The following is a 20,806-nucleotide window of genomic DNA, read 5'->3' on the forward strand; positions in this document are numbered from 1 at the left end:
ACGGTGGTTACAAAGGGTGGGCGCCTGGCGCAGCTATTGAAGCAAAACCGAGCCACTGTGGGAGCGGGCTTGCCCGCGATGACTGGGTCACATCCGACAAAGATGTCGACTGACCCACCGCTATCGCGGGCAAGCCCGCTCCCACAGGGTTATTCGTTTTGCCCAGCAACCATTACCGGCCCCTCCCCCGGTCAGCGTTGTTCGATTGGCACGAACTTGCGCTGTTCGACGCCGACGTATTCGGCGCTCGGACGGATGATGCGGTTATTGGCGCGCTGTTCGAACACGTGTGCAGCCCAGCCGGTCAGGCGCGAGCAGACGAAGATTGGCGTGAACAACTTGGTCGGAATGCCCATGAAGTGGTACGTCGACGCATGGTAGAAGTCGGCGTTCGGGAACAGTTTTTTCTGTTCCCACATGGTCTTGTCGATGGCTTCGGACACCGGGAACAGCACCGTGTCGCCCACTTCGTCGGCGAGCTTTTTCGACCAGGCCTTGATCACCTCGTTGCGTGGATCGTTGTCCTTATAGATCGCGTGGCCGAAGCCCATGATCTTGTCCTTGCGCTCGAGCATGCCGAGAGTGCCTTTGATCGCTTCTTCGGGCGACGAAAAGCGCTCGATCATTTCCATCGCCGCTTCATTGGCGCCGCCATGCAGCGGGCCGCGCAGGGAGCCGATGGCCGCCGTGATGCAGGAATACAGATCCGACAGCGTCGAGGCGCACACCCGAGCGGTGAAGGTCGACGCATTGAACTCGTGTTCCGCGTAGAGGATCAGCGAAACGTTCATCACCTTGACGTGCAACTCGCTCGGCTTCTTGTCGTGCAACAGGTGCAGGAAATGGCCGCCGATGCAGGCTTCGTCGGTCACGCAATTGATGCGTTTGCCGTCGTGGCTGAAGCGATACCAGTAGCACATGATCGCAGGGAACGCGGCCAACAGGCGGTCGGTTTTGTCGTGCTGCTCGGAGAAGTCTTTCTCCGGCTCGATGTTGCCCAGAAACGAGCAACCGGTGCGCATCACGTCCATCGGATGGGCGTCGGCGGGGATGCGTTCCAGCACTTCTTTCAGCGCTTGCGGCAGGTCACGCAGCTTGCTCAGTTTCTCGGTGTAGGCAGCCAGTTGTGCCTTGGTCGGCAGTTCGCCGTACAGCAGCAGGTAAGCCACTTCTTCGAATTGTGCGTCAGCCGCCAGTTCGCGAACGTCGTAGCCGCGATAGGTCAGGCCGGCGCCCGACTGGCCCACGGTGGACAGTGCGGTTTGCCCGGCAACCTGGCCACGGAGCCCGGCGCCACTGAGTACTTTTGCTTCGGCCATTGCTGTCTCCAGTTTTTCTTGAATTTGTCAGGGAATCGGCAAATTGTGTTTCATCAGGTTCTTTGTGATGCCGAAAGATCGCAGCCTCGCTTCGCTCGACAGCTCCTACATTGACCGCGTTCGACAACAGCCCTGTAGGAGCTGTCGAGTGAAACGAGGCTGCGATCTTTTGATCTTTTGTTCTTTATTTCTTCGCTGCAAACAACGCATCGAGCTTCTGCTCGAAGGTGTGGTAATCGATGCGATCGTAAAGCTCCATGCGCGTCTGCATGGTGTCGATCACGTTCTGTTGCGTGCCGTCGCGGCGGATCGCGGTGTAGACGTTTTCCGCGGCTTTGTTCATGGCACGGAACGCCGACAGCGGATACAGCACAAGGGACACGTCGGCGGCAGCAAGCTGCTCGGTGGTGTACAGCGGCGTCGCGCCGAATTCGGTGATGTTGGCCAGGATCGGCGCTTTCACGCGGCTGGCGAACAGCTTGTACATCTCAAGCTCGGTGATCGCTTCCGGGAACACCATGTCGGCACCGGCCTCGATGCACGCCGCGGCGCGATCCAGCGCAGATTCAAGACCTTCTACCGCCAGCGCATCAGTGCGGGCCATGATCACGAAGCTGTCATCGGTGCGAGCATCGACGGCCGCTTTGATGCGGTCGACCATTTCCTGCTGCGTGACGATCTCTTTATTAGGGCGGTGACCGCAGCGCTTGGCGCCGACCTGATCTTCGATGTGAATCGCCGCCGCGCCGAACTTGATCATCGACTTCACGGTACGGGCGACGTTGAACGCCGAAGAACCGAAACCGGTGTCCACGTCCACCAACAGTGGCAAGTCGCAGACGTCAGTGATGCGACGCACGTCGGTCAGCACGTCATCCAGACCGGTAATCCCCAGGTCCGGCACGCCGAGGGAGCCGGCAGCCACCCCGCCACCCGACAGGTAAATAGCCTTGAAACCGGCGCGCTTGGCCAGCAGTGCGTGGTTGGCGTTGATCGTGCCGACCACTTGCAGCGGATGTTCGCTGGCGACCGCATCGCGGAAACGCTGGCCTGGAGTGCTCTTGTTGGAACTCATGACTCACCTCGTTCAGTGGCTGTCGGGTTAGCGCCGTCCTGGTAGTGACGGGCGATATTGCGTTTGGAGGCGCCGATGTGACGGCGCATCAACAACTCGGCCAATTCACCGTCACGGTCGGCGATGGCATCGAGAATTCGGTGGTGTTCGGCAAACGCCTGGCGCGGCCGATTGGGTGTGGTGGAAAACTGGATGCGGTACATGCGCACCAGCTGATAGAGCTCACCGCACAGCATCTGGGTCAGGGTGCGGTTGCCGCTGCCCTGGATGATCCGGTAATGAAAGTCGAAATCGCCTTCCTGCTGGTAGTAACCGACACCGGCCTGAAACGCCGCATCGCGCTCGTGGGTTTCGAGGACCCGGCGCAGTTCGTCGATTTCTTCGACCGTCATGCGTTCAGCCGCCAGACGGCACGCCATGCCTTCCAGGGATTCGCGAATTTCGTAGAGTTCCAGCAGTTCGGCGTGGCTCAGCGACACCACCCGCGCGCCGACGTGCGGCACGCGAACCAGCAGGCGCTGGCCTTCCAGACGGTGAATCGCCTCACGCAGCGGCCCGCGGCTAATGCCGTAGGTGCGCGCCAGCTCCGGCTCGGAGATCTTGCTCCCCGGGGCGATCTCGCCTTTGACGATGGCCGCCTGAATGCGTCGGAAGACGTTTTCGGAAAGTGTTTCCGAGTCGTCCTGAATCGTGACCGGGGGATCGAGTTGATCCAGCATATTGTCGACACCTTGAAAACCAATGCCGCAAAAACTAGCGAATATGGCCGGTCACGTCAAAGGATAATTCGATATTGTCGACAATCGTCTAATAACCACCCTGCACCATAAGGAAGCAACACCTCAAGTTATAGCCGTCGGCCAGCGCTGGCGCCATAAACCCACCGTGCTAGAATGCCGCCCGCATTTGCTTGTCATCTGCATTGCCTGTCATAAAAAACAGATAGGCATACGAGGGAGCTTGTGCAGCAATGCCAGGGCCTTGAATTGAAGAACGGACCGCTGCGCACCAGGATTTATGAGACTCAAGCCCTTCACCACATTCCTTTGTCTTTTTGGCCTGCCAGGTTTCGCCGCGGCAGGGGAAAAGACTGTGTACGGCCTCAATGAGTACGCTTCGCTGGACGGCATCAATCTGGAAGTCGCCGCCAAACTCGACACCGGGGCGAAAACCGCTTCGTTGAGCGCCCGCGACATCAAACGTTTCAAACGCAATGGCGAATCCTGGGTGCGCTTCTATCTGGCTATCGACGCCGCGCATTCGCACCCGATCGAACGACCGCTGGCCCGTGTCAGCAAGATCAAGCGCCGGGCCGGTGACTACGACCCGGAAGAAGGCAAAAAGTACACCGCCCGTCCGGTCATCGAGCTGGATATCTGCATGGGTTCGGCTTTACGCAGCATCGAAGTGAACTTGACCGACCGCAGTGCCTTCCAATACCCGCTCCTGATCGGCTCCGAAGCGCTCAAACGCTTCGATGCGCTGGTTGACCCCAGTCTTAAATACGCTGCTGGCAAACCCGCCTGCGCCACCGACGCACATACCGCAGAGTAATTCCAATGCGCGCTCTTACCCTCCATCTGAAACTGCTGATCGCCATCCTGGTGGTGCTGGGCATTTCAGTTACGGCCTATCAGATTTTCGTGCTCGGAATTCCGGTGACCGAAGACGCTACCGACGACTTGTGGAACATCGACGCCAAGGTCGAGTTCGTCGCCAATGCCAAGGATCCGATCAAGATCCAGATGTTCGTACCACCGCTGAGCCGCGACTACGTGAGCCTCAACGAGAGTTTCATTTCCAATAATTACGGCGTGGCGGTGAACCGTGTCGATGGCAACCGCAAAGTCACCTGGTCGGCGCGTCGGGCCAAAGGCAATCAGACCCTTTATTACCGACTGGTGCTGACCAAGCGCTACAGCGGCGAAAAATCCAAGGTCAAAGGCCCGACCTTCCGCGACAGCATCGCCGTCGAAGGCCCGGAGAAAATCGCCGCCGAAGCCCTGCTCGCGCCGATCCGCCAACACTCGGCCGACGTCGAAACCTTCATCGGCGAAGCCATCAAGCGCGTCAACAACCTTAACGACGACAACGTGAAACTGCTGCTGGGCGGCGATCCGTCCACCGCGAACAAAGCCAAAATCGTCGAGTTGGTACTGTCCATCGCCCACGTGCCGATCGAAAAGGTCCACACCATCCGCCTGGTGGCCGATCAACCCCAGATGCCTGAACTCTGGTTGCGCAGCTTCAACGGCACCGACTGGCTGTACTTCAACCCGGAAACCGGCGAACAGGGCCTGCCCACCGACCGTTTGCAGTGGTGGACCGGCGATGAAAACCTGATCACCGTCGATGGCGGCAAAAAAGCCAACGTCACCTTCAGCCTGAACAACAGCGAAATGAACGCCATTCGCCTGGCCAAGCTGACCGACGAAAACTCCGACGCCAACTTCCTTGATTACTCGCTGTACGGTCTGCCGCTGGAAACCCAGCAAACCTTCATGATCATGGTGATGATCCCGATCGGCGTGCTGGTGATCCTGATCCTGCGCAACCTGATCGGCATTCAGACACTCGGCACCTTTACCCCGGTGCTGATCGCCCTCGCCTTCCGGGAAACCCAGCTCGGTTTCGGCATCGTGCTATTTACGATCATCACGACATTGGGCCTGTCGCTGCGCTCCTATCTTGAACACTTGAAGCTGCAAATGCTGCCGAGGCTATCGGTGGTGCTGACCTTCGTGGTGGTGCTGATCGCAGCGATCAGCCTGTTCAGCCACAAACTCGGCCTGGAACGCGGCTTGTCGGTGGCGCTGTTCCCGATGGTGATTCTGACCATGACCATCGAACGCCTGTCGATCACCTGGGAAGAGCGCGGGGGCGGCCATGCCATGAAAGTGGCGATCGGTACCCTGTTCGCCGCCTCTTTGGCGCACCTGATCATGAGCGTGCCTGAGCTGGTGTACTTCGTGTTCACCTTCCCGGCGATCCTGCTGATTCTGGTGGGTTTCATGCTGGCCATGGGTCGCTATCGCGGTTACCGTCTGACCGAACTGGTGCGCTTCAAGGCTTTCCTCAAGAAGGCTGACGCCTGATGTTCGGTCTCTGGAAGACCTGGAAAGCCCTGGAGGCCCGGGGCATCATGGGGATCAATCGGCGCAACGCAGACTACGTGCTCAAGTACAACAAGCGCAGCCTGTACCCGATCGTCGATGACAAGATCATCACCAAGGAGCGCGCCATCGCCGCCGGCATTCATGTGCCGGAGCTGTACGGCGTGATCTCCACCGAGAAAGAAATCGACAACCTCGGCGAGATCATCGGCGGGCGTACCGATTTCGTGGTCAAACCGGCCCAGGGCGCCGGCGGCGACGGCATTCTGGTGATCGCCGACCGCTTCGAGGGTCGCTATCGCACGGTGTCGGGCAAGATCATCAGTCACGAGGAGATCGAGCATCAGATTTCCAGCATCCTGACCGGCCTGTACTCCCTGGGTGGTCACCGCGACCGCGCGCTGATCGAATATCGCGTGACCCCGGACCAGATCTTCAAAAGCATCAGCTATGAAGGTGTGCCGGACATTCGCATCATCGTGCTGATGGGCTATCCGGTGATGGCCATGTTGCGCCTGCCGACCCGCCAGTCTGGCGGCAAGGCCAACCTGCACCAGGGCGCCATCGGCGTCGGTGTCGACCTGGCCACCGGCCTGACATTGCGCGGCACCTGGCTGAACAACATCATTAACAAACACCCGGACACCACCAACGCCGTGGACGGCGTGCAACTGCCCTACTGGGACGGTTTCATGAAGCTCGCGGCCGGCTGCTATGAGCTGTGCGGGTTGGGTTACATCGGTGTCGACATGGTGCTCGACCAGGAGAAAGGGCCGCTGATTCTTGAGCTTAACGCCCGGCCCGGGTTGAACATTCAGATCGCCAACGACTGCGGGTTGACGTTGCGCACCCACGCGGTCGAAGCGCGACTGGAAGAATTGAAAGCGCGCGGGGTTGTTGAGACGGTTCAGGAGCGGGTTGAGTTCGTTCAGGAAATGTTTGGGCATATTCCAGCGGTCGAGGGCTGAACCCTTACACTGATCGTTCCCATGCTCTGCGTTGGGAATGCATCCCGTGACGCTCCGCGTCACAGGCGGACGCAGAGCGTCCGTGGCGGCATTACCACGCGGAGCGTGGGAACGATCAACAGCCCTCAACCCTGTCGCCAATCTACCAATCCCCGACATCCCCTCTAGGAGCAAATCCCGCAGAGGACTACAATCGCTCCCCCGCCTCGATGGCTGATCTGCCCCGCCCATGCTGACCTGTTCCGTACACCCGCTGCCCTATCGCGCCAACCCCGCCGAATACTTCGCGGCGATTCGTCATGCCCCCGGTGCCGTGCTGCTCGACAGCGGCCGGCCGAGCGCCGAGCGTGGGCGTTATGACCTGCTCAGCGCCTGGCCGCTGGAACAACTGGCTGTGTTACCGGATGAAAGCGGCAGCCATTTCCTGCAACGCCTTCGCGACACTCTGAAGCGACTCGGTAAAGCCACTGTTCCTTTCGACCTGCCTTTCGCCGGTGGCCTGATCGGTTATCTGAGCTATGACTTCGGCCGGCATCTGGAAAACCTGCCGAGCCAGGCGCGGGACGACCTGCAATTGCCTGACGCCCGTTTTGGACTGTACGACTGGGCCCTGATCAGCGATCACCACTTGGCCACCAGCCAACTGGTGTTCCATCCGGCGCTGATCGACAGCGAGCGGCAGCGGCTGCTCGAACTGTTCACGCAACCTGCACCTCAGAAAATAGAGCCTTTCAAACTCGACGGCCCGATGAGTGCCGACCTGAGCGCCGACGACTATCGACAAGCCTTCGAACGCATTCAACAGTACATTCAGGCCGGCGACTGCTATCAGGTCAACTTCGCCCAGCGCTTTCGTGCGCAATGCCAGGGCGATCCATGGGCCGCGTACTGCGCGCTGCGGGCGGCGTGCCCGACACCTTTTTCCGGTTTCCAGAGCCTGCCCGACGGCGACGCCGTGCTGAGCCTGTCGCCAGAGCGCTTCGTCAAAGTCAGTGGGCGCCACGTCGAAACCCGCCCGATCAAAGGCACACGCCCCCGCGGCCTGACCGCTGCCGAAGATGCCGCGAACGCCGCCGAACTGCTGGCCAGCCCCAAGGACCGCGCGGAAAACCTGATGATCGTCGATTTGCTGCGCAACGACCTCGGCCGTACCTGCCGCATCGGCTCGGTGCGGGTGCCGGAGTTGTTCAGTCTGGAAAGCTATCCGAACGTGCATCACCTGGTGAGCAGCGTTACCGGCGAGCTGGCGGATGACAAGGATGCGCTGGATTTGATCGCCGGCAGCTTCCCCGGCGGCTCGATTACCGGCGCGCCGAAGATTCGTGCCATGCAGATCATCGATGAGCTGGAACCGACCCGTCGTGGATTGTACTGCGGCTCTCTGCTGTACCTGGACGTGCGCGGCGAGATGGACAGTTCCATCGCCATTCGCAGTTTGCTGGTCAAGGATGGACAGGTGTGCTGCTGGGGTGGCGGCGGGATCGTCGCGGATTCGGACTGGCAGGCGGAATATCAGGAATCGATTACCAAGGTGAAGGTGTTGCTCGATACACTGCAAAACCTTTAAAAGAATCGCGGGCAAGCCCGCTCCCACAGGTTATGTGATCAACACAAATCCTGTGGGAGCGGGCTTGCCCGCGATGGGGCCCTCCCTGACGACTACAAACTCAACGCCCGGTTCGAAGCCTTGATGAACTCTTGCTTCAACTCCGCAAAGCTGTGCACCGCCGGGAACTGTGGAAACTCACGAATCACATTGTCCGGTGCATGGAACAGAATCCCGGCATCCGCCTCGCCCAGCATCGTCGTATCGTTGTAGGAATCCCCCGCCGCGATCACCCGGTAGTAGAGGCTCTTGAACGCCAATACCGACTGACGCTTGGGATCTTTCTGACGCAACTGATAGCCCGTGACCCGACCGGCATCGTCGGTAATCAGACGATGGCAAAGCAAGGTCGGAAAGCCCAGTTGACGCATCAGCGGCTGGGAGAATTCGTAAAAGGTGTCCGACAGAATCACCACCTGAAAGCGCTCGCGCAGCCAGTCGACGAATTCGCTGGCGCCTTCCAGAGGCTTTAGCGTGGCGATCACTTCCTGAATGTCGGAAAGCTTCAGGCCGTGCTCGTCGAGAATCCGCAAGCGCTGCTTCATCAACACGTCGTAGTCGGGAATGTCCCGAGTGGTGGCCCTGAGGGAGTCGATCCCGGTTTTTTCGGCAAAGGCGATCCAGATTTCCGGGACCAGCACACCTTCAAGATCCAGACAGGCAATTTCCACAAGACACTCCCATTTTGTACTGTTTATTGAGTCGAGCGAGCAAAAGGACTGCCGAACTCTAGCGACTCGCCCTTCTCCGTGCAACGCAGAGGGCGCACCAGCCGCCGCAGGATTTTGTTACCATCAGGCACATATAGAGCGCCCAGCGCCACCGACCTGTAGGAAGCCGCCCTGATGAGCCCATCGTTCGATGTCGTGGAACTCGCCACGACCTATGCCAACAAATCCGCTCAGGACATCCTGAAACTCGCGTTCGCCGAGTTCGGCGATGACCTGTGGATATCTTTCAGCGGCGCCGAGGATGTGGTGCTGGTGGACATGGCCTGGAAGCTGAACAAGAACGTCAAGGTGTTCAGCCTCGACACCGGTCGCTTGCACCCCGAGACCTACCGCTTCATCGAACAGGTGCGCGAGCACTACAAGATCGATATCGAAGTCGTGTCGCCGGACTACACAAAGCTCGAACCTTTCGTGAAGGAAAAGGGCCTGTTCAGTTTCTACAAGGACGGTCATGGCGAGTGCTGCGGCATCCGCAAGATCGAGCCGTTGCGTCGCAAGCTCTCGGGCGTGACCGCCTGGGCCACCGGCCAGCGCCGGGACCAGAGCCCGGGCACCCGCAGCGCGGTCGCGGTGCTGGAAATCGATACCGCGTTCTCCACCCCGGAACGCACCCTGTACAAATTCAACCCGCTGGCGCAAATGACCAGCGAAGAGATCTGGGGCTACATCCGCATGCTGGAGCTGCCGTACAACAGCCTGCATGAGCGCGGTTTCATCAGCATCGGCTGCGAGCCTTGCACCCGTCCGGTGCTGCCGAACCAGCATGAGCGCGAAGGTCGTTGGTGGTGGGAAGAAGCCACGCAGAAAGAATGCGGGCTGCATGCCGGGAACATCATCAGCAAATCCAAAACCTAATCCCAAAACATACACACACTTTATATCATCAAGCCTGAAGCGCCCTATCCCGTACAGGCTGCAGGACCGTTGTGCGTCGGTGCGGGCCAGCGGGCTGGCGGTACTGGAACTGGAGTCCGACCCAGAGCGTGCGCTGGAGGCAATTGTTCGGCAGGCGGAACTGGCGGTGCTTGAGGATAAGGCCGAGGTGATCTGCCTGGGCTGCGGCGGCATTGCCGGGCTGAATGAGCAAATTCGTCAGCGCACCGGCGTGCCGGTGGTGGATGGCGCGACGGCGGCGGTGACCATTGCCGAATCGCTGGTGCGGTTGGGGTTGTCGACGTCGAAAGTGCGGACCTATGCGACGCCTCGTCCGAAGACCATTATTGGTTGCCGGGGCGGTTTGGGCGTTGAACCAATTACAGCGGACAAACGAGTAACCTCCTGCCGCTTGTAATGCCGCTTGTCCATGTAGCGAGAAACCATTATTTGGGGCCGCATCCTTGGTTCTAGAGCTTTCGGTTGACTCAAAGGTGGCGGGCAGAACGCTACGCCGGTTCAGATACCTGATACTTCTGACAGTTGTGCCACTGGAAAGAAGCTCGTTTACTCCAGATTCAGCAAATCGGTTCATGGCAGTACGAGTTGCTTTTATGTACCACCAGGAATGTGAACATGAAAAATCTAACTGCTCGTCTTTATGCCTTATTGATCCTCAGCAGCACCTTGGCACTTCTCCACAGCACAGCGGCAACCGCCTCGTTATGTGGTCCAACCTGGTGCCCGTGAAGACAATTCGCAAGTATCAGGGGTAATGTCGTTACCACTGAAGCTTCAATAATGTGCTGTTGATCTAGCTCTTACCTCCGATAAAAGCGATGACGTTTACGCTGGAGGTAAGAGTTCGATCAGCACGATCGCTCACAAAACCGCACTGAACCGCTGCCCCAACCCCTGCTCCGCAAACTGCTCAATGATGAAATCGACAAACGCCCGGGTCTTGCCCGGTAGCAGTTTGTGTTCGGCGTAATAGATGGAGATGTTGCCGTCATCGACGTACCAGTCAGGCAACACCCGCTGCAACGTCCCCGCATCCAGATAACCCACGGCAAACGGCATGCTCACCAATGCAATACCCAACCCCTGAGCCGCCGTGGCGCAGGCGGCTTCCGAATCGCTCATGGTCATCCGCGCCTTGAGCGTTAGCGGACTGTGTTGCCGGGCGCGACTGGTCAACTGCCAGGAACGCACGCGTCCCGTCTGCGGCGAGCGTATCAAGATGCCGTCGTGGTATTTGAGGTCGTCAGGCTCGACGAGCGCCTCGTATTTCGCGAGGTACTCGGCTGAAGCCACCAACACCCGATGGGCGGGCGTCAGCTTGCGCGCCACCACCCCTTGGGGCAGTTCGAATCCGCCACCAATCGCCGCATCGAATCCCTGGCCGATCAGGTCGACCTGGCGGTTATCGAAATGCCAGTCCGGGTTGATCGCCGGAAAGCGCTGCAGAAACTCGCCCAGCAACGGCACGATGTACAAACACCCGAACACTGTGCCCATGCTGACTTTCAATGTGCCGGCGGGACGTCCTTCGGCGCTGGCCAGGTTGGCCACGGCATTCTGGATCGTGTGCAGGCTGGCGCTGACTTCGCCGAGAAACAGCTGACCGGCCTCAGTCAGCGTCAAGCTGCGCGTGCTGCGCTGGAAAAGCCGCACACCCAGTCGCGCCTCCAGCTTGGCAACGCTCTTGCCCACCGCCGCCGGCGTCAGGCTCAAGCGCCGCGCCGCTTCGGCGAAGCTGCCAACCTCGGCGCTACGCACGAAGCATTCGATACTGCTGAAGGTTTCCATAAGCCTCACTATAAACTTCTGGTTTACACAGACTATAGCAATGACGGTCTACCCGCGAAGTAGTGCGAAGCCGATACTCGACTCCAACAACAAGGCAGCCCGCCTTGAATTTCTGGAGATCGACATGACCACTCAACACCTCAGCGGTAAAGTAGCTCTGATTCAAGGCGGTTCACGCGGTATCGGTGCTGCCATCGTCAAACGCCTGGCCGCCGAAGGCGCTACCGTCGCCTTCACTTACGTCAGCTCTACCGCCAAAGCCGAAGAGTTGCAAAACAGCATCACCAGCGCCGGTGGCAACGCCCTGGCCATCAAGGCCGACAGCGCCGATGCCGTCGCGATTCGCAATGCTGTTAAGGTCACCGTCGAAGCCTTCGGTCGCCTGGACATCCTGGTCAACAACGCAGGCGTTCTGGCCGTCGCGTCGCTGGAAGACTTCAAACTCGAAGACTTCGACCAGACCCTGGCGATCAATGTGCGCAGTGTGTTCATCGCCACTCAGGAAGCCGCCAAACACATGACCGAAGGCGGTCGCATCGTCAACATTGGCAGCACCAATGCCGAGCGCATGCCTTTCGCCGGTGGTGGCCCGTACGCCATGAGCAAATCGGCGCTGGTCGGCTTGACCAAAGGCCTGGCCCGCGACCTCGGCCCACGGGGTATCACCATCAACAACGTGCAACCAGGCCCGGTCGACACCGACATGAACCCCGCCAGCGGCGACTTCGCTGAAAGCCTGATCCCGCTGATGGCCGTGGGTCGTTACGGAAGAGTGGAAGAAATCGCCAGCTTCGTCGCTTATCTTGTTGGCCCCGAAGCCGGCTACATCACCGGTGCCAGCCTGACCATCGACGGTGGTTTCGGCGCCTGATGCAGGTCACTGTGGGAGCGGGCTTGCTCGCGAAGGCGTCGTATCAGTCGACATTGATGTTGCCTGACACTCCCTCTTCGCGAGCAAGCCCGCTCCCACATCAGATAGGTGTCAAGCCCACTCAAGTGCCGGCAGGCCACATGCACCGGGCTTGAACGCCTTCAACGTACGAAGAATGCCATCGGCGTGTGCGTACTTTTCGTCGGCCATCGCCGCATCCGGGATCGCAATCGCCGTCATCCCCGCCGCTTTCGCCGCCGTGACACCGAACGGCGAATCCTCGAACACCAGGCAATCCCCGGGTGCGACACCCAGGCGCCGCGCCGCCGTCAGGAAGATATCCGGCGCCGGTTTGGCCGCGCCCACTTCCGGGTCGTCAGCGGTGACGATGAAATCGAACAGCGCGAACCACTCACGGTGCAAGGTGGTTTTCTCGCCGAACGACTGACGTGAAGAACTGGTGCCCACCGCAATAGGAATGTTGTTGGCCTTCAAGTGCCTAACCAGCTCCTCTGCGCCAGGCATCGCCAGCGCCGTCGGAAAACGCTCGCGCATCAGCGGTTCGCGGATCACCAGAAACTCTTCGGCTGTAATTGGCAGGTCCAGCGCCTCGACCACATAGCGCGCCAGATCACCCGCGCCACGACCGATGATGTTCTGTTTGACGCTCCAGTCGAAGGTCCGGCCATAACGCCCGGCAATAATGGACGTGACCTCGGTGTAAATACCCTCGGTGTCCAGCAGCAAGCCGTCCATGTCGAATATCACGGCCTTGATCGGGCCGAACTCATCCAAGGGTGCATTCATCGCATCTGATCCGTTTTCTCATGACATCCCAGGAGCGGCTAAGGCACGCCGGGGTCGTGATGGATTAAAGGGTTCAGCAGCATAGCGAGCGCGGTTGGCAGAGAGCAACGGGCAATGCCTGGCGGACACAAAAAACTGTGTCGAGGACGCCCACGATGATTTAGCGACTTCCCCTACACCAAACACCTCTTTTCCCGACTTCTTTCCTCGTTGATCCCCCGCAAAGTCTTGCGCTCCAGATTAATCAGCGCGAGGGACTGCGAATGTTCGAACCTGACAAGGTCCTGGCCTTGAACAATGCCATCGGCTTGCTGGTGGTCGCCGCCATGAACCCCGAGCAGCCGGACATCGAAGCGTTGCTCGGTGATTTTCGACTCTGCCTCAACGACTACGAGGCCTGGGCGGAAAACTTCTGGACTGGTGGGGCACTGGATGTCGAGCAGGTGTTCAAGGTCGGCAACGAAGTCCGGCTCAGCGCACCGAAGGACTCCACTACCCCTGTCAGTTCAACGCTCGCCATGTGCCCTGCCAGCGGTCCGTTGACCCTGGTTCATATGTTTGAGGCCGCGCGTTTCGTGCCGATCGGCGATACGCCGGTGATGCTCGAACCGGTTATCTCGCAGCGTAATGGTGAACTGACGTTCGGTGAGCCCGTTCACGAAACCATCGGCCCCAGCGGCATCCTCGAAATCCCCGACTGCTGGCGCGGCCAGCGTTATCGCATCACCTTCTTTCCCAATGTTTCCGCGGATCACGTCAAAGCACTCTATGCCTCCTATCAAGGCGTGATCGGCGAGCTGGAAGACTGGTTGCGCAATGAATGGTCGAGCGAATTCGAGCCTTTATGGGCAGGTTTCTCCGAGGCAACCTTCACTCAGCGCTACGGCCTGCTGCAACAGGCCGACTGGCGCGGCTTCGAGCGTTCGCTGCAGGGTTTGTGGGATGACGTGAAGCAGGTCTACGCCCTTCTGGCCGACCTGCAAACCAACAGCGAAAAACTCCTTGAGTACCTGACCCAAGGCGAGCTTGAGACGTTGCTGAATGCCTCGGCTGAAGCCATCGCCAATGTGTTGCTGATGTTGAGCGATGAACCGTTGATGTTCATCCATCTCGCGGCCTTTACCAGTTGGCTGAGGATGCTGCCGCCGCAGTACATCGCCGAAGTCGTGGCGCAAATTCGTACAGAACTATTGATCAGTTTCCTGCTGGTGCGCCTCACCGGCCCTACGGGCCTGAAGCTCGGCATGAGCGCCAAAGTACTGGACAAGATCAAGTCCCGGCAGGCGCGACAGTGGTTGGCGGCGGCCAGCTTGCGACTGGCCGAACTGACGGCCAAATCTGACCTCACAGCCCACGCTGGCGCGCTCAAACCGCTCGTGGTCAGCGCGCGAAATGCATCGCTGAAACCTGCACCAACGGTTCCGCTACAGATCAGCGCCGGCGACTCACCGGTTGTACAGGTGAACAATCCAGTCGCCATTGCTCGCGACAAGTCCGCGGCCATGACCCGGCTGGGCCGTCACGAACCTCACGACGATGAACCGAGTCAGGCGAAAAACCCCAACGGCGACAGCTCCGATTGCGCGGCACTGACCTGCACCAACGGCTGCCCGGTGTCGATGGTCACCGGTGAAGAGCTGCTGACCCTGACCGATGGTTCGCTGGACGGGCTGCTACCGTTTGCCTTTACCCGGTTGTACCGCACCAGCGCGGCGGAGGTCGATTGCGGGCTGGGCTGGGGCTGGAGCCATTCGCTGGCACAGCGGTTGGAGCTGGACGATGAACAGGTCGTCTGGATCGACCATGAAAACCGTCGCACCACCTTTCCGTTGCCGAGCGTCGAGCGCCCGGCGATTCATAACAGCCTGTCGCGGGCAGCGATTTACCTTGGGAATGAGTCGCAAGAGTTGATTCTCGCGTTGGCCGGCGAGACGAGCCGGTTCTATCACTTTCGAGAGGGTCGCTTGACGGCGATCAGCGACGCCTACAACAACCGCCTCCACATCACTCGCGACCGTCAGGATCGCATTCAACGCCTCGATAACGGCGCCGGTCGTTCCCTGCTGTTGCGCTACGAGCGCAGGCACCTCGTCGCCATTGAATATCAGTCGTTTCATCCCGCCGATGCCGTGGTTGAAGCATGGCATACAGAGCAGATGCTGGTTTTCTATCGCTACGACGCCAGCCAACGCTTGATCGAAGCGACCAATGCCGCTGGTGAAAGCGAGCGTTACGATTACGACGACCAGCATGTGATTCTGCAGCGTCAACTGGCCGGTGGCGCGAGTTTCTTCTGGGAGTGGGAAAAGTCCGGCAAGGCCGCGCGATGCGTGCGGCATTGGGCGTCGTTTTCCCAGATGGACACACGTTATGTCTGGGACGACCAGGGCAGCGTCACCGTCCAGAACATCGATGGCAGCGAAGAGGTTTATGTCCACGATGATCGGGCGCGGCTGGTGCGCCGGGTCGAGCTGGATGGCGGCGAACACCTTAAGGCCTACGACGACAATGGCCGGTTGGTAGCCGAGCAGGATCCGCTCGGGGCGGTCACTGAATACCGTTACGATGACGTCGGGCGGTTGGTCACGCTGGTTCCGCCGCAAGACGAGCCAACATCCTACGAATACCGCAATGGTTTCCTGCATGCATGCTATCGCGGCCAAGCGGCGTGGAAATACCAGCGCAATGCCCAGGGCGACGTCACCGAAGCCACCGATCCGGACGGCCAGGTCACTCACTATCAGCACGACGCTCAGGGGCGTTTGCTGTCGATCCGCTTCCCGGACAACAGCCGGCATGTCTTCATCTGGAACGGGCTGGGACAACTACTCGAAGAGACCTTGCCGGACGGTAGTCAGCGGCGCTTTTCCTACGATGCGCTAGGCCGACAGACGACCCGTCAGGACGAACACGGTGCCCTCACTCAGTACCAATGGGATGCCGTCGGGCGACTGGTTCAGGCGACACTTCCCACCGGCGCCAGCCGCGCCTTCAGTTACAACGCCTATGGCAAGATCACCGCCGAGCGCGATGAACTGGGCCGCGTCACCCGCTATGAATATGCCGACGATCTGCACCTGGTCAGCCGCCGCATTAATCCCGATGGCACGCAACTGCGTTATCGCTACGATAACGCGCAGCGGCTGCTCACAGAGATCGAAAACGAAGCCGGCGAACACTATCGCCTGGACTACACGCCCGGCGGATTGATCCGACAAGAAACCGGCTTCGACGGCCGCCGCACCGCTTACAGCTACGATCTTAACGGCCACCTGCTTGAGAAAACCGAGTTCGGTGATGACGACTCGCAGCTGATCACCGGCTATCAGCGGGACTCGGCTGGACGTCTGTTGGTCAAGACCCTGCCCGATGGCGTAAAGGTCAAGTACCGCTATGACCGCCTCGGCCGACTGGTCAGTGTCGATGACGGCCACGACCATCCGCTGGAGTTCGAATACGACGCCCAGGACAGGCTGATCACCGAGCATCAAAGTTGGGGCACATTGCGTTATCGCTACGACGCGTGCGGCCGACTTAACCACCTGCGTCTGCCAGACAACAGCAAACTCGATTACCACCACGCCAAGGGTGGCGCGCTGACGGCCATTGACCTCAATGGCACACGACTCACCCGCCATCAGTTTGCATTCGGCCGCGAGCAGCAACGTCAACAAGGTCAGCTCACCAGCGAATACTCCTACGACGATCAGGGCCGACTGAAAGCGCATGCTGTCAGCCAACAGCAACAAGCGCTCTACCGTCGCGATTATGCCTACAGCGCCAACGGCAATCTTGACCATATTGCCGACACCCGCCATGGCCAGCGCAGCTATCAGTACGACTCGCTCGATCGACTGATCCGCGTCCGCCATTCCCGTGACCAGCTACCGGAAAGCTTCGCCCACGACCCGGCCAGCAACTTGTTGATGCAGGACCGGCCCGGCCCGGCCACCGTCAAAGGCAACCGCCTGTTGATGCTGGGCGACTGCCACTTCGATTACGACGCCTTCGGCAATCTGATCCGCGAACGTCGCGGCACCGCGCAAAAACTCGTTACCGAGTACCGCTACGACGGCCAGCACCGACTGATCGGGGTCATGTTGACGGACAGTCGTTGCGTGAGTTATCGCTACGACGCCTTCGGCCGCCGCATCAGCAAAACCGTCGAGGGCAAAACCACTGAATTCTTCTGGCAAGGCGACCACCTCGTCGCCGAACACAGCCAGGATCACCATCGCAGCTATATCTACGAACCGGGCAGCTTCCGCCCACTGGCCATGCTCGACGGCAAAGGCCCGCGCCAGGCCTGCCCGTTCTACTACCAACTCGACCACCTCGGCACACCGCAAGAACTCACCGACTACAGCGGCGACATCATCTGGGCCGCCCGATACACCGCCTATGGCCGCCTCACCCGCCTCAACCGCGATACCCATCAGGTCCTCGATCAACCGCTGCGCTTTCAAGGCCAGTATTTCGACGCGGAAACCGGTCTGCATTACAACCGCCACCGGTACTACAATCCGGACGTGGGGCGGTATCTGACGCCGGACCCGAGCAAGTTGGCGGGAGGGTTAAACGGGTATCAATACACGCGCAATCCGACGGGCTGGGTTGATCCGTTGGGGTTGAGTGAGTGTCCTGGAGGGGATGGGTGTAAGAAGCCGTCGTTTGGGGATGAGAATCCGGCGGGTAAGGTGGGGGTTGATGAGGGGGAGCCAACAACTCCTTCACCTAAAAAAGAAGAGGATTACTTATACCGCGGAGATGAACGAGAGCCTAATGATGTATTTCAAAACGGTTTTAAAAGCAAAGGGAAAAGTAATGATCTATTGCTCCACTCTATAGATAGTGAAAACCCACCCAGTAATTTCATCAGCACGTCGCCGTCGCGAGATGTTGGCAAACTTTTCGCGACCGGTTATCACACAAAAGTAGGTTACCTCTATACTCTTCAAAAAATAGATGGATATGATTTGCAGAAAGAGCTTGGACAAGCCTACCTTTTCGGAGCAGAAAAAGAGATTGCCATAGCTAACCGAATAGAAAATTCCGACGTACTTGGCGCCACCCTGATCATTGATGATGGCAGAGAGCTCGGTTACTCCATACCAAATCCGTATAGGATAATAAAAAAATGATATCCAAGGTTGAAATAACCATAAGCATTGACGGCACAAAGGAAATCGCCAACCTTATATGCGATAACAAAGACGTAACCATAACTTTCACAATGAAAAATGGCTTTAACAAAACATATTCGGACAGTGACTTTTATAGATGCTTCGCACGTGTTCGAGAGGACAACCCCAACATACAATTTCTCTGCAAGGGATCAAAAATCAACGTACATCCTTCCAGTATGTCATCACAAATGTCTCTTGGGTTGAAAGCATATGAATTGACATTGGGTAAAGCCTCGTCACTCAACGATGTAGTTTATATTTTTGATTATGATGACAACAACCTAACAAATGATCCAAATGAACAGCAATCTTTCTATAGATGTTGGATTGAATCAGAAAAGTTCTAATCATCAAAAGCCCGGCTCACGTCCGGGCTTAAGGATCTCTAACCTCCAGTACCACCATCTGTCCTATCCGTCCCACCACTCTCAGAACCACCTGATTCTCCAGACCCACTTCCAGAACCACTCCCCATCGAACTTCCACCGCTCATCGACCCACTTCCCTCCCCCGGGCTGGTGCTACTCCCGCTGGCATCACCACCATTCCCACCACCAATGGTGTCCGGTGGCGACACCTTCCCATCCGAGGCGCCCGCATTCATTTCCGAGTATGGCGGCATCCCGCCCTTGTCGATCGGCGCATCGCGGCCAGAAGATTGAGCAAACGCCGCCAATGAACTGATCGACAATAAGCCAACCACCGTCAGGGTCGTCAGTTTTGACCTGATCATGGCGCACCTCCTTTAAAGAGTGCTTTACCTGATGTCTGGCAGCGGTCGCTTTTTAAAGACGCCGCGCAATCGACGAGCGGCGATGGATCGCTGCGTTGGTTTCAGCTCGGTTCTCCCGATAGATCGTCACCGGCAATGTCCGGGTCATCGGGATGGGCTTCCACATCCCCGCGCTTCACATCATCGGTATCGGTGGGCACCTGCTCCACGCCGGTGTCGTCATCGTCGGGCGGGCGCTGATCGCGACTCAGGGAGTCGGTGGGTGAAGGCAGCGGATATTCGGGGGTATCGTCGTCGATATCGGAGTCTTTTGGATCAGCGTTCATAACGCACCTCTCAATGGACCTGAAAAGCAGATCCTGACATTTCGAGGAGAACATGATCGATGTGGTTCGATCAGAAGGACGATCGGTCGGCCTGACCGTAAAGCACGATCACTCGTCGTCTTCCTCGTCGTATTCGTCGTATTCACAATTGCCCACATCGCCTGCGTCATCGGCATCGTTGAGCGGCACGGTAGCGTCGTCCATCAGAGACCCCGGATCTTCGTTTCCAGGATCATTGATCGGACCTTCATCTTCCATGCCTTCTGTTTCCGGAGTCATGACATGCCTCACAACGTTCAGGGGTGTATTAGTTCGAGGCGTCCTACGGGCAAACGTTCCAGAGTCCTGGTGACACAAACGAAAAACCCGGCGCGGGGGCCGGGTTTCTTGTCACTCGATATCGAGTTAGTGATGCTTGTACTTATTTTTATGTTTGTGCTTGTGTTTGCCACCGCCGGAATGCGAACTGTCGTTGTCGTTACCCAGGTTGCTGCCCACCGCGCCACCGGCTGCACCGCCCACGCCAGCGCCAATGGTCGAACCGGTGGAGCCGCCCAGACTATTGCCGATCACCGAACCGCCTGCCGCGCCGATACCGCCGCCAACAGCCGCTTCTGTTCGACTGCCCTTGCGCGCACCGACCGCGCTGCCTGCCGCACCGCCGACGCCAGCGCCAACCGCTGCTCCTGTGCTGCCGCCTAGTTGACCGCCGACCACGTTACCCAACGCGCCGCCAAGACCACCGCCCACTGCCGCAGTGCCGTCGTCGGCAGCCATCGCACCCTGAGCAATCAAAAGTCCTAAAACCACCGTGGACAATGTCAAACGCATGATATGAACCTCTAATTTCCGCATCGGGGGAAGATCGTGCCGCGGATAGGCATCAGTCTGGCATCTGCGTCTGTAGAACAGCGAATCAGATACCGACTGTAAGAACTTTGAGCCACATACTGTAGAAACGTTCCAAAACGAAGAAGCCCGGCATTGAGCCGGGCTTCTTCAGCGGATCACCTCAGGATCAGTGGCCTTTTTTGGACAGATTGCTGCCCACACCGCCGCCCAATGCACCGCCCAGGCCGGCACCGATGGTGGAGCCAGTCTTGCCGCCCAAACTGTTGCCGATCAACGACCCCCCCGCCGCGCCGACACCGCCGCCGATGGCCGCTTTGGTGCGGCTGCCTTTGCGTGCTGCAACCGCGCTGCCAGCTGCGCCCGCTACGCCGGCACCAATCGCTGCACCTGTGCTGCCGCCCATTTTCTGACCGACCACATTACCCAGCGCGCCACCCAGACCACCACCGAGCGCAGCAGTACCATCACCGGCAGCCATCGCACCTTGAGCAACCAAAAGGCCCAGAACCAGAGCAGGCAGTGTCAAACGCATAACGA

The 20,806-nt window shown here is 58.8% G+C and carries 19 protein-coding genes and 1 pseudogene; 9 read left to right on the forward strand and 11 right to left on the reverse strand.

Features of this window, described 5'->3' with window-relative positions; genetic code table 11:
• Positions 1–191: 191 nt before the first annotated feature.
• The 3 genes from prpC to AC1RQB_RS15050 all read right to left on the reverse strand — a co-directional run bounded on the left by prpC (position 192) and on the right by AC1RQB_RS15050 (position 3,110).
• The gene (prpC, locus tag AC1RQB_RS15040; protein WP_063343006.1) at positions 192–1,319 is read right to left on the reverse strand and encodes a bifunctional 2-methylcitrate synthase/citrate synthase; all 1,128 of its coding nucleotides are present in this window, start codon (positions 1,317–1,319) and stop codon (positions 192–194) included.
• A 184-nt stretch (positions 1,320–1,503) separates the two neighbouring features.
• Positions 1,504–2,394 carry a methylisocitrate lyase gene (gene prpB / locus AC1RQB_RS15045; protein ID WP_063343005.1) on the reverse strand — a complete coding sequence of 297 codons (891 nt, stop codon included), beginning with the start codon at positions 2,392–2,394 and terminating at the stop codon, positions 1,504–1,506.
• Positions 2,391–3,110: a GntR family transcriptional regulator gene (locus AC1RQB_RS15050; RefSeq protein WP_177319500.1), complete on the reverse strand. Its 720-nt coding sequence runs from the start codon at positions 3,108–3,110 to the stop codon at positions 2,391–2,393. Before AC1RQB_RS15050 ends, prpB begins: the two co-directional genes overlap by 4 nt.
• A gap of 301 nt (positions 3,111–3,411) precedes the next feature.
• On the opposite strand from AC1RQB_RS15050, the gene rloA reads away from it, so the two are divergent.
• The 4 genes from rloA (at position 3,412) to pabB (ending at position 8,042) form a co-directional block, all read left to right on the forward strand.
• Positions 3,412–3,948, forward strand: a complete 537-nt coding sequence (gene rloA / locus AC1RQB_RS15055; RefSeq protein ID WP_007902103.1) for a retropepsin-like aspartic peptidase RloA — start codon at positions 3,412–3,414, stop codon at positions 3,946–3,948.
• A gap of 5 nt (positions 3,949–3,953) precedes the next feature.
• Positions 3,954–5,489, forward strand: coding sequence for an osmotic stress tolerance membrane protein RloB (gene rloB / locus AC1RQB_RS15060; protein WP_063343004.1), 1,536 nt, complete (start codon positions 3,954–3,956; stop codon positions 5,487–5,489).
• Positions 5,489–6,475 carry an alpha-L-glutamate ligase-like protein gene (locus AC1RQB_RS15065; protein WP_063343003.1) on the forward strand — a complete coding sequence of 329 codons (987 nt, stop codon included), beginning with the start codon at positions 5,489–5,491 and terminating at the stop codon, positions 6,473–6,475. Before rloB ends, AC1RQB_RS15065 begins: the two co-directional genes overlap by 1 nt.
• 229 nt (positions 6,476–6,704) lie before the next feature.
• Positions 6,705–8,042, forward strand: coding sequence for an aminodeoxychorismate synthase component I (gene pabB / locus AC1RQB_RS15070; RefSeq protein ID WP_063343002.1), 1,338 nt, complete (start codon positions 6,705–6,707; stop codon positions 8,040–8,042).
• Between the two features lie 92 nt (positions 8,043–8,134).
• Here pabB and thrH read toward each other — a convergent pair whose 3' ends face one another.
• Entirely contained in the window at positions 8,135–8,752 is a 618-nt protein-coding gene (gene thrH / locus AC1RQB_RS15075; protein WP_008074130.1) for a bifunctional phosphoserine phosphatase/homoserine phosphotransferase ThrH, read from the reverse strand.
• Positions 8,753–8,926: 174 nt separating this feature from the next.
• Here thrH and AC1RQB_RS15080 point away from each other — a divergent pair, with 174 nt between their 5' ends.
• Entirely contained in the window at positions 8,927–9,667 is a 741-nt protein-coding gene (locus AC1RQB_RS15080; protein ID WP_063343001.1) for a phosphoadenylyl-sulfate reductase, read from the forward strand.
• Positions 9,668–9,725: 58 nt separating this feature from the next.
• Positions 9,726–10,060, forward strand: a pseudogene (locus tag AC1RQB_RS15085) (aspartate/glutamate racemase family protein); the annotation flags it as partial.
• Positions 10,061–10,567: 507 nt separating this feature from the next.
• Here the strand turns inward: AC1RQB_RS15085 and AC1RQB_RS15090 are convergent.
• A complete protein-coding gene (locus AC1RQB_RS15090) occupies positions 10,568–11,494 on the reverse strand; it encodes a LysR family transcriptional regulator (protein ID WP_063343000.1) in 927 nt (308 codons plus the stop codon).
• A 124-nt stretch (positions 11,495–11,618) separates the two neighbouring features.
• On the opposite strand from AC1RQB_RS15090, the gene AC1RQB_RS15095 reads away from it, so the two are divergent.
• Positions 11,619–12,365, forward strand: coding sequence for a 3-oxoacyl-ACP reductase family protein (locus tag AC1RQB_RS15095; RefSeq protein ID WP_008074135.1), 747 nt, complete (start codon positions 11,619–11,621; stop codon positions 12,363–12,365).
• A gap of 111 nt (positions 12,366–12,476) precedes the next feature.
• Here the strand turns inward: AC1RQB_RS15095 and AC1RQB_RS15100 are convergent, their stop codons facing one another.
• Positions 12,477–13,172, reverse strand: coding sequence for an HAD-IA family hydrolase (locus tag AC1RQB_RS15100; protein ID WP_063342999.1), 696 nt, complete (start codon positions 13,170–13,172; stop codon positions 12,477–12,479).
• Positions 13,173–13,435: 263 nt separating this feature from the next.
• Here AC1RQB_RS15100 and AC1RQB_RS15105 point away from each other — a divergent pair, with 263 nt between their 5' ends.
• Together AC1RQB_RS15105 and AC1RQB_RS15110 are read left to right on the forward strand one after the other, a co-directional pair.
• The gene (locus AC1RQB_RS15105; RefSeq protein ID WP_063342998.1) at positions 13,436–18,313 is read left to right on the forward strand and encodes an RHS repeat-associated core domain-containing protein; all 4,878 of its coding nucleotides are present in this window, start codon (positions 13,436–13,438) and stop codon (positions 18,311–18,313) included.
• On the forward strand, positions 18,310–18,705 hold the full coding sequence (locus AC1RQB_RS15110) for a hypothetical protein (RefSeq protein WP_063342997.1): 396 nt from the start codon (positions 18,310–18,312) through the stop codon (positions 18,703–18,705). The genes AC1RQB_RS15105 and AC1RQB_RS15110 overlap by 4 nt, the downstream gene beginning before the upstream one ends.
• A 38-nt stretch (positions 18,706–18,743) precedes the next feature.
• Here the strand turns inward: AC1RQB_RS15110 and AC1RQB_RS15115 are convergent, their stop codons facing one another.
• The 5 genes from AC1RQB_RS15115 to AC1RQB_RS15135 form a co-directional block, all read right to left on the reverse strand.
• Positions 18,744–19,091: a hypothetical protein gene (locus tag AC1RQB_RS15115; protein ID WP_081235297.1), complete on the reverse strand. Its 348-nt coding sequence runs from the start codon at positions 19,089–19,091 to the stop codon at positions 18,744–18,746.
• A 101-nt stretch (positions 19,092–19,192) separates the two neighbouring features.
• Positions 19,193–19,417 carry a hypothetical protein gene (locus AC1RQB_RS15120; RefSeq protein ID WP_063342996.1) on the reverse strand — a complete coding sequence of 75 codons (225 nt, stop codon included), beginning with the start codon at positions 19,415–19,417 and terminating at the stop codon, positions 19,193–19,195.
• A 108-nt stretch (positions 19,418–19,525) separates the two neighbouring features.
• Complete coding sequence (locus AC1RQB_RS15125) at positions 19,526–19,696, reverse strand: hypothetical protein (RefSeq protein ID WP_007902135.1); 171 nt, start codon at positions 19,694–19,696, stop codon at positions 19,526–19,528.
• A 126-nt stretch (positions 19,697–19,822) separates the two neighbouring features.
• Positions 19,823–20,248 carry a glycine zipper domain-containing protein gene (locus AC1RQB_RS15130; protein WP_008072997.1) on the reverse strand — a complete coding sequence of 142 codons (426 nt, stop codon included), beginning with the start codon at positions 20,246–20,248 and terminating at the stop codon, positions 19,823–19,825.
• Between the two features lie 187 nt (positions 20,249–20,435).
• Positions 20,436–20,801 carry a glycine zipper domain-containing protein gene (locus AC1RQB_RS15135; RefSeq protein WP_063342995.1) on the reverse strand — a complete coding sequence of 122 codons (366 nt, stop codon included), beginning with the start codon at positions 20,799–20,801 and terminating at the stop codon, positions 20,436–20,438.
• Between the last annotated feature and the right edge of the window lie 5 nt (positions 20,802–20,806).

Source organism: Pseudomonas sp. GW822-FHT02E03 (genome assembly GCF_058802325.1).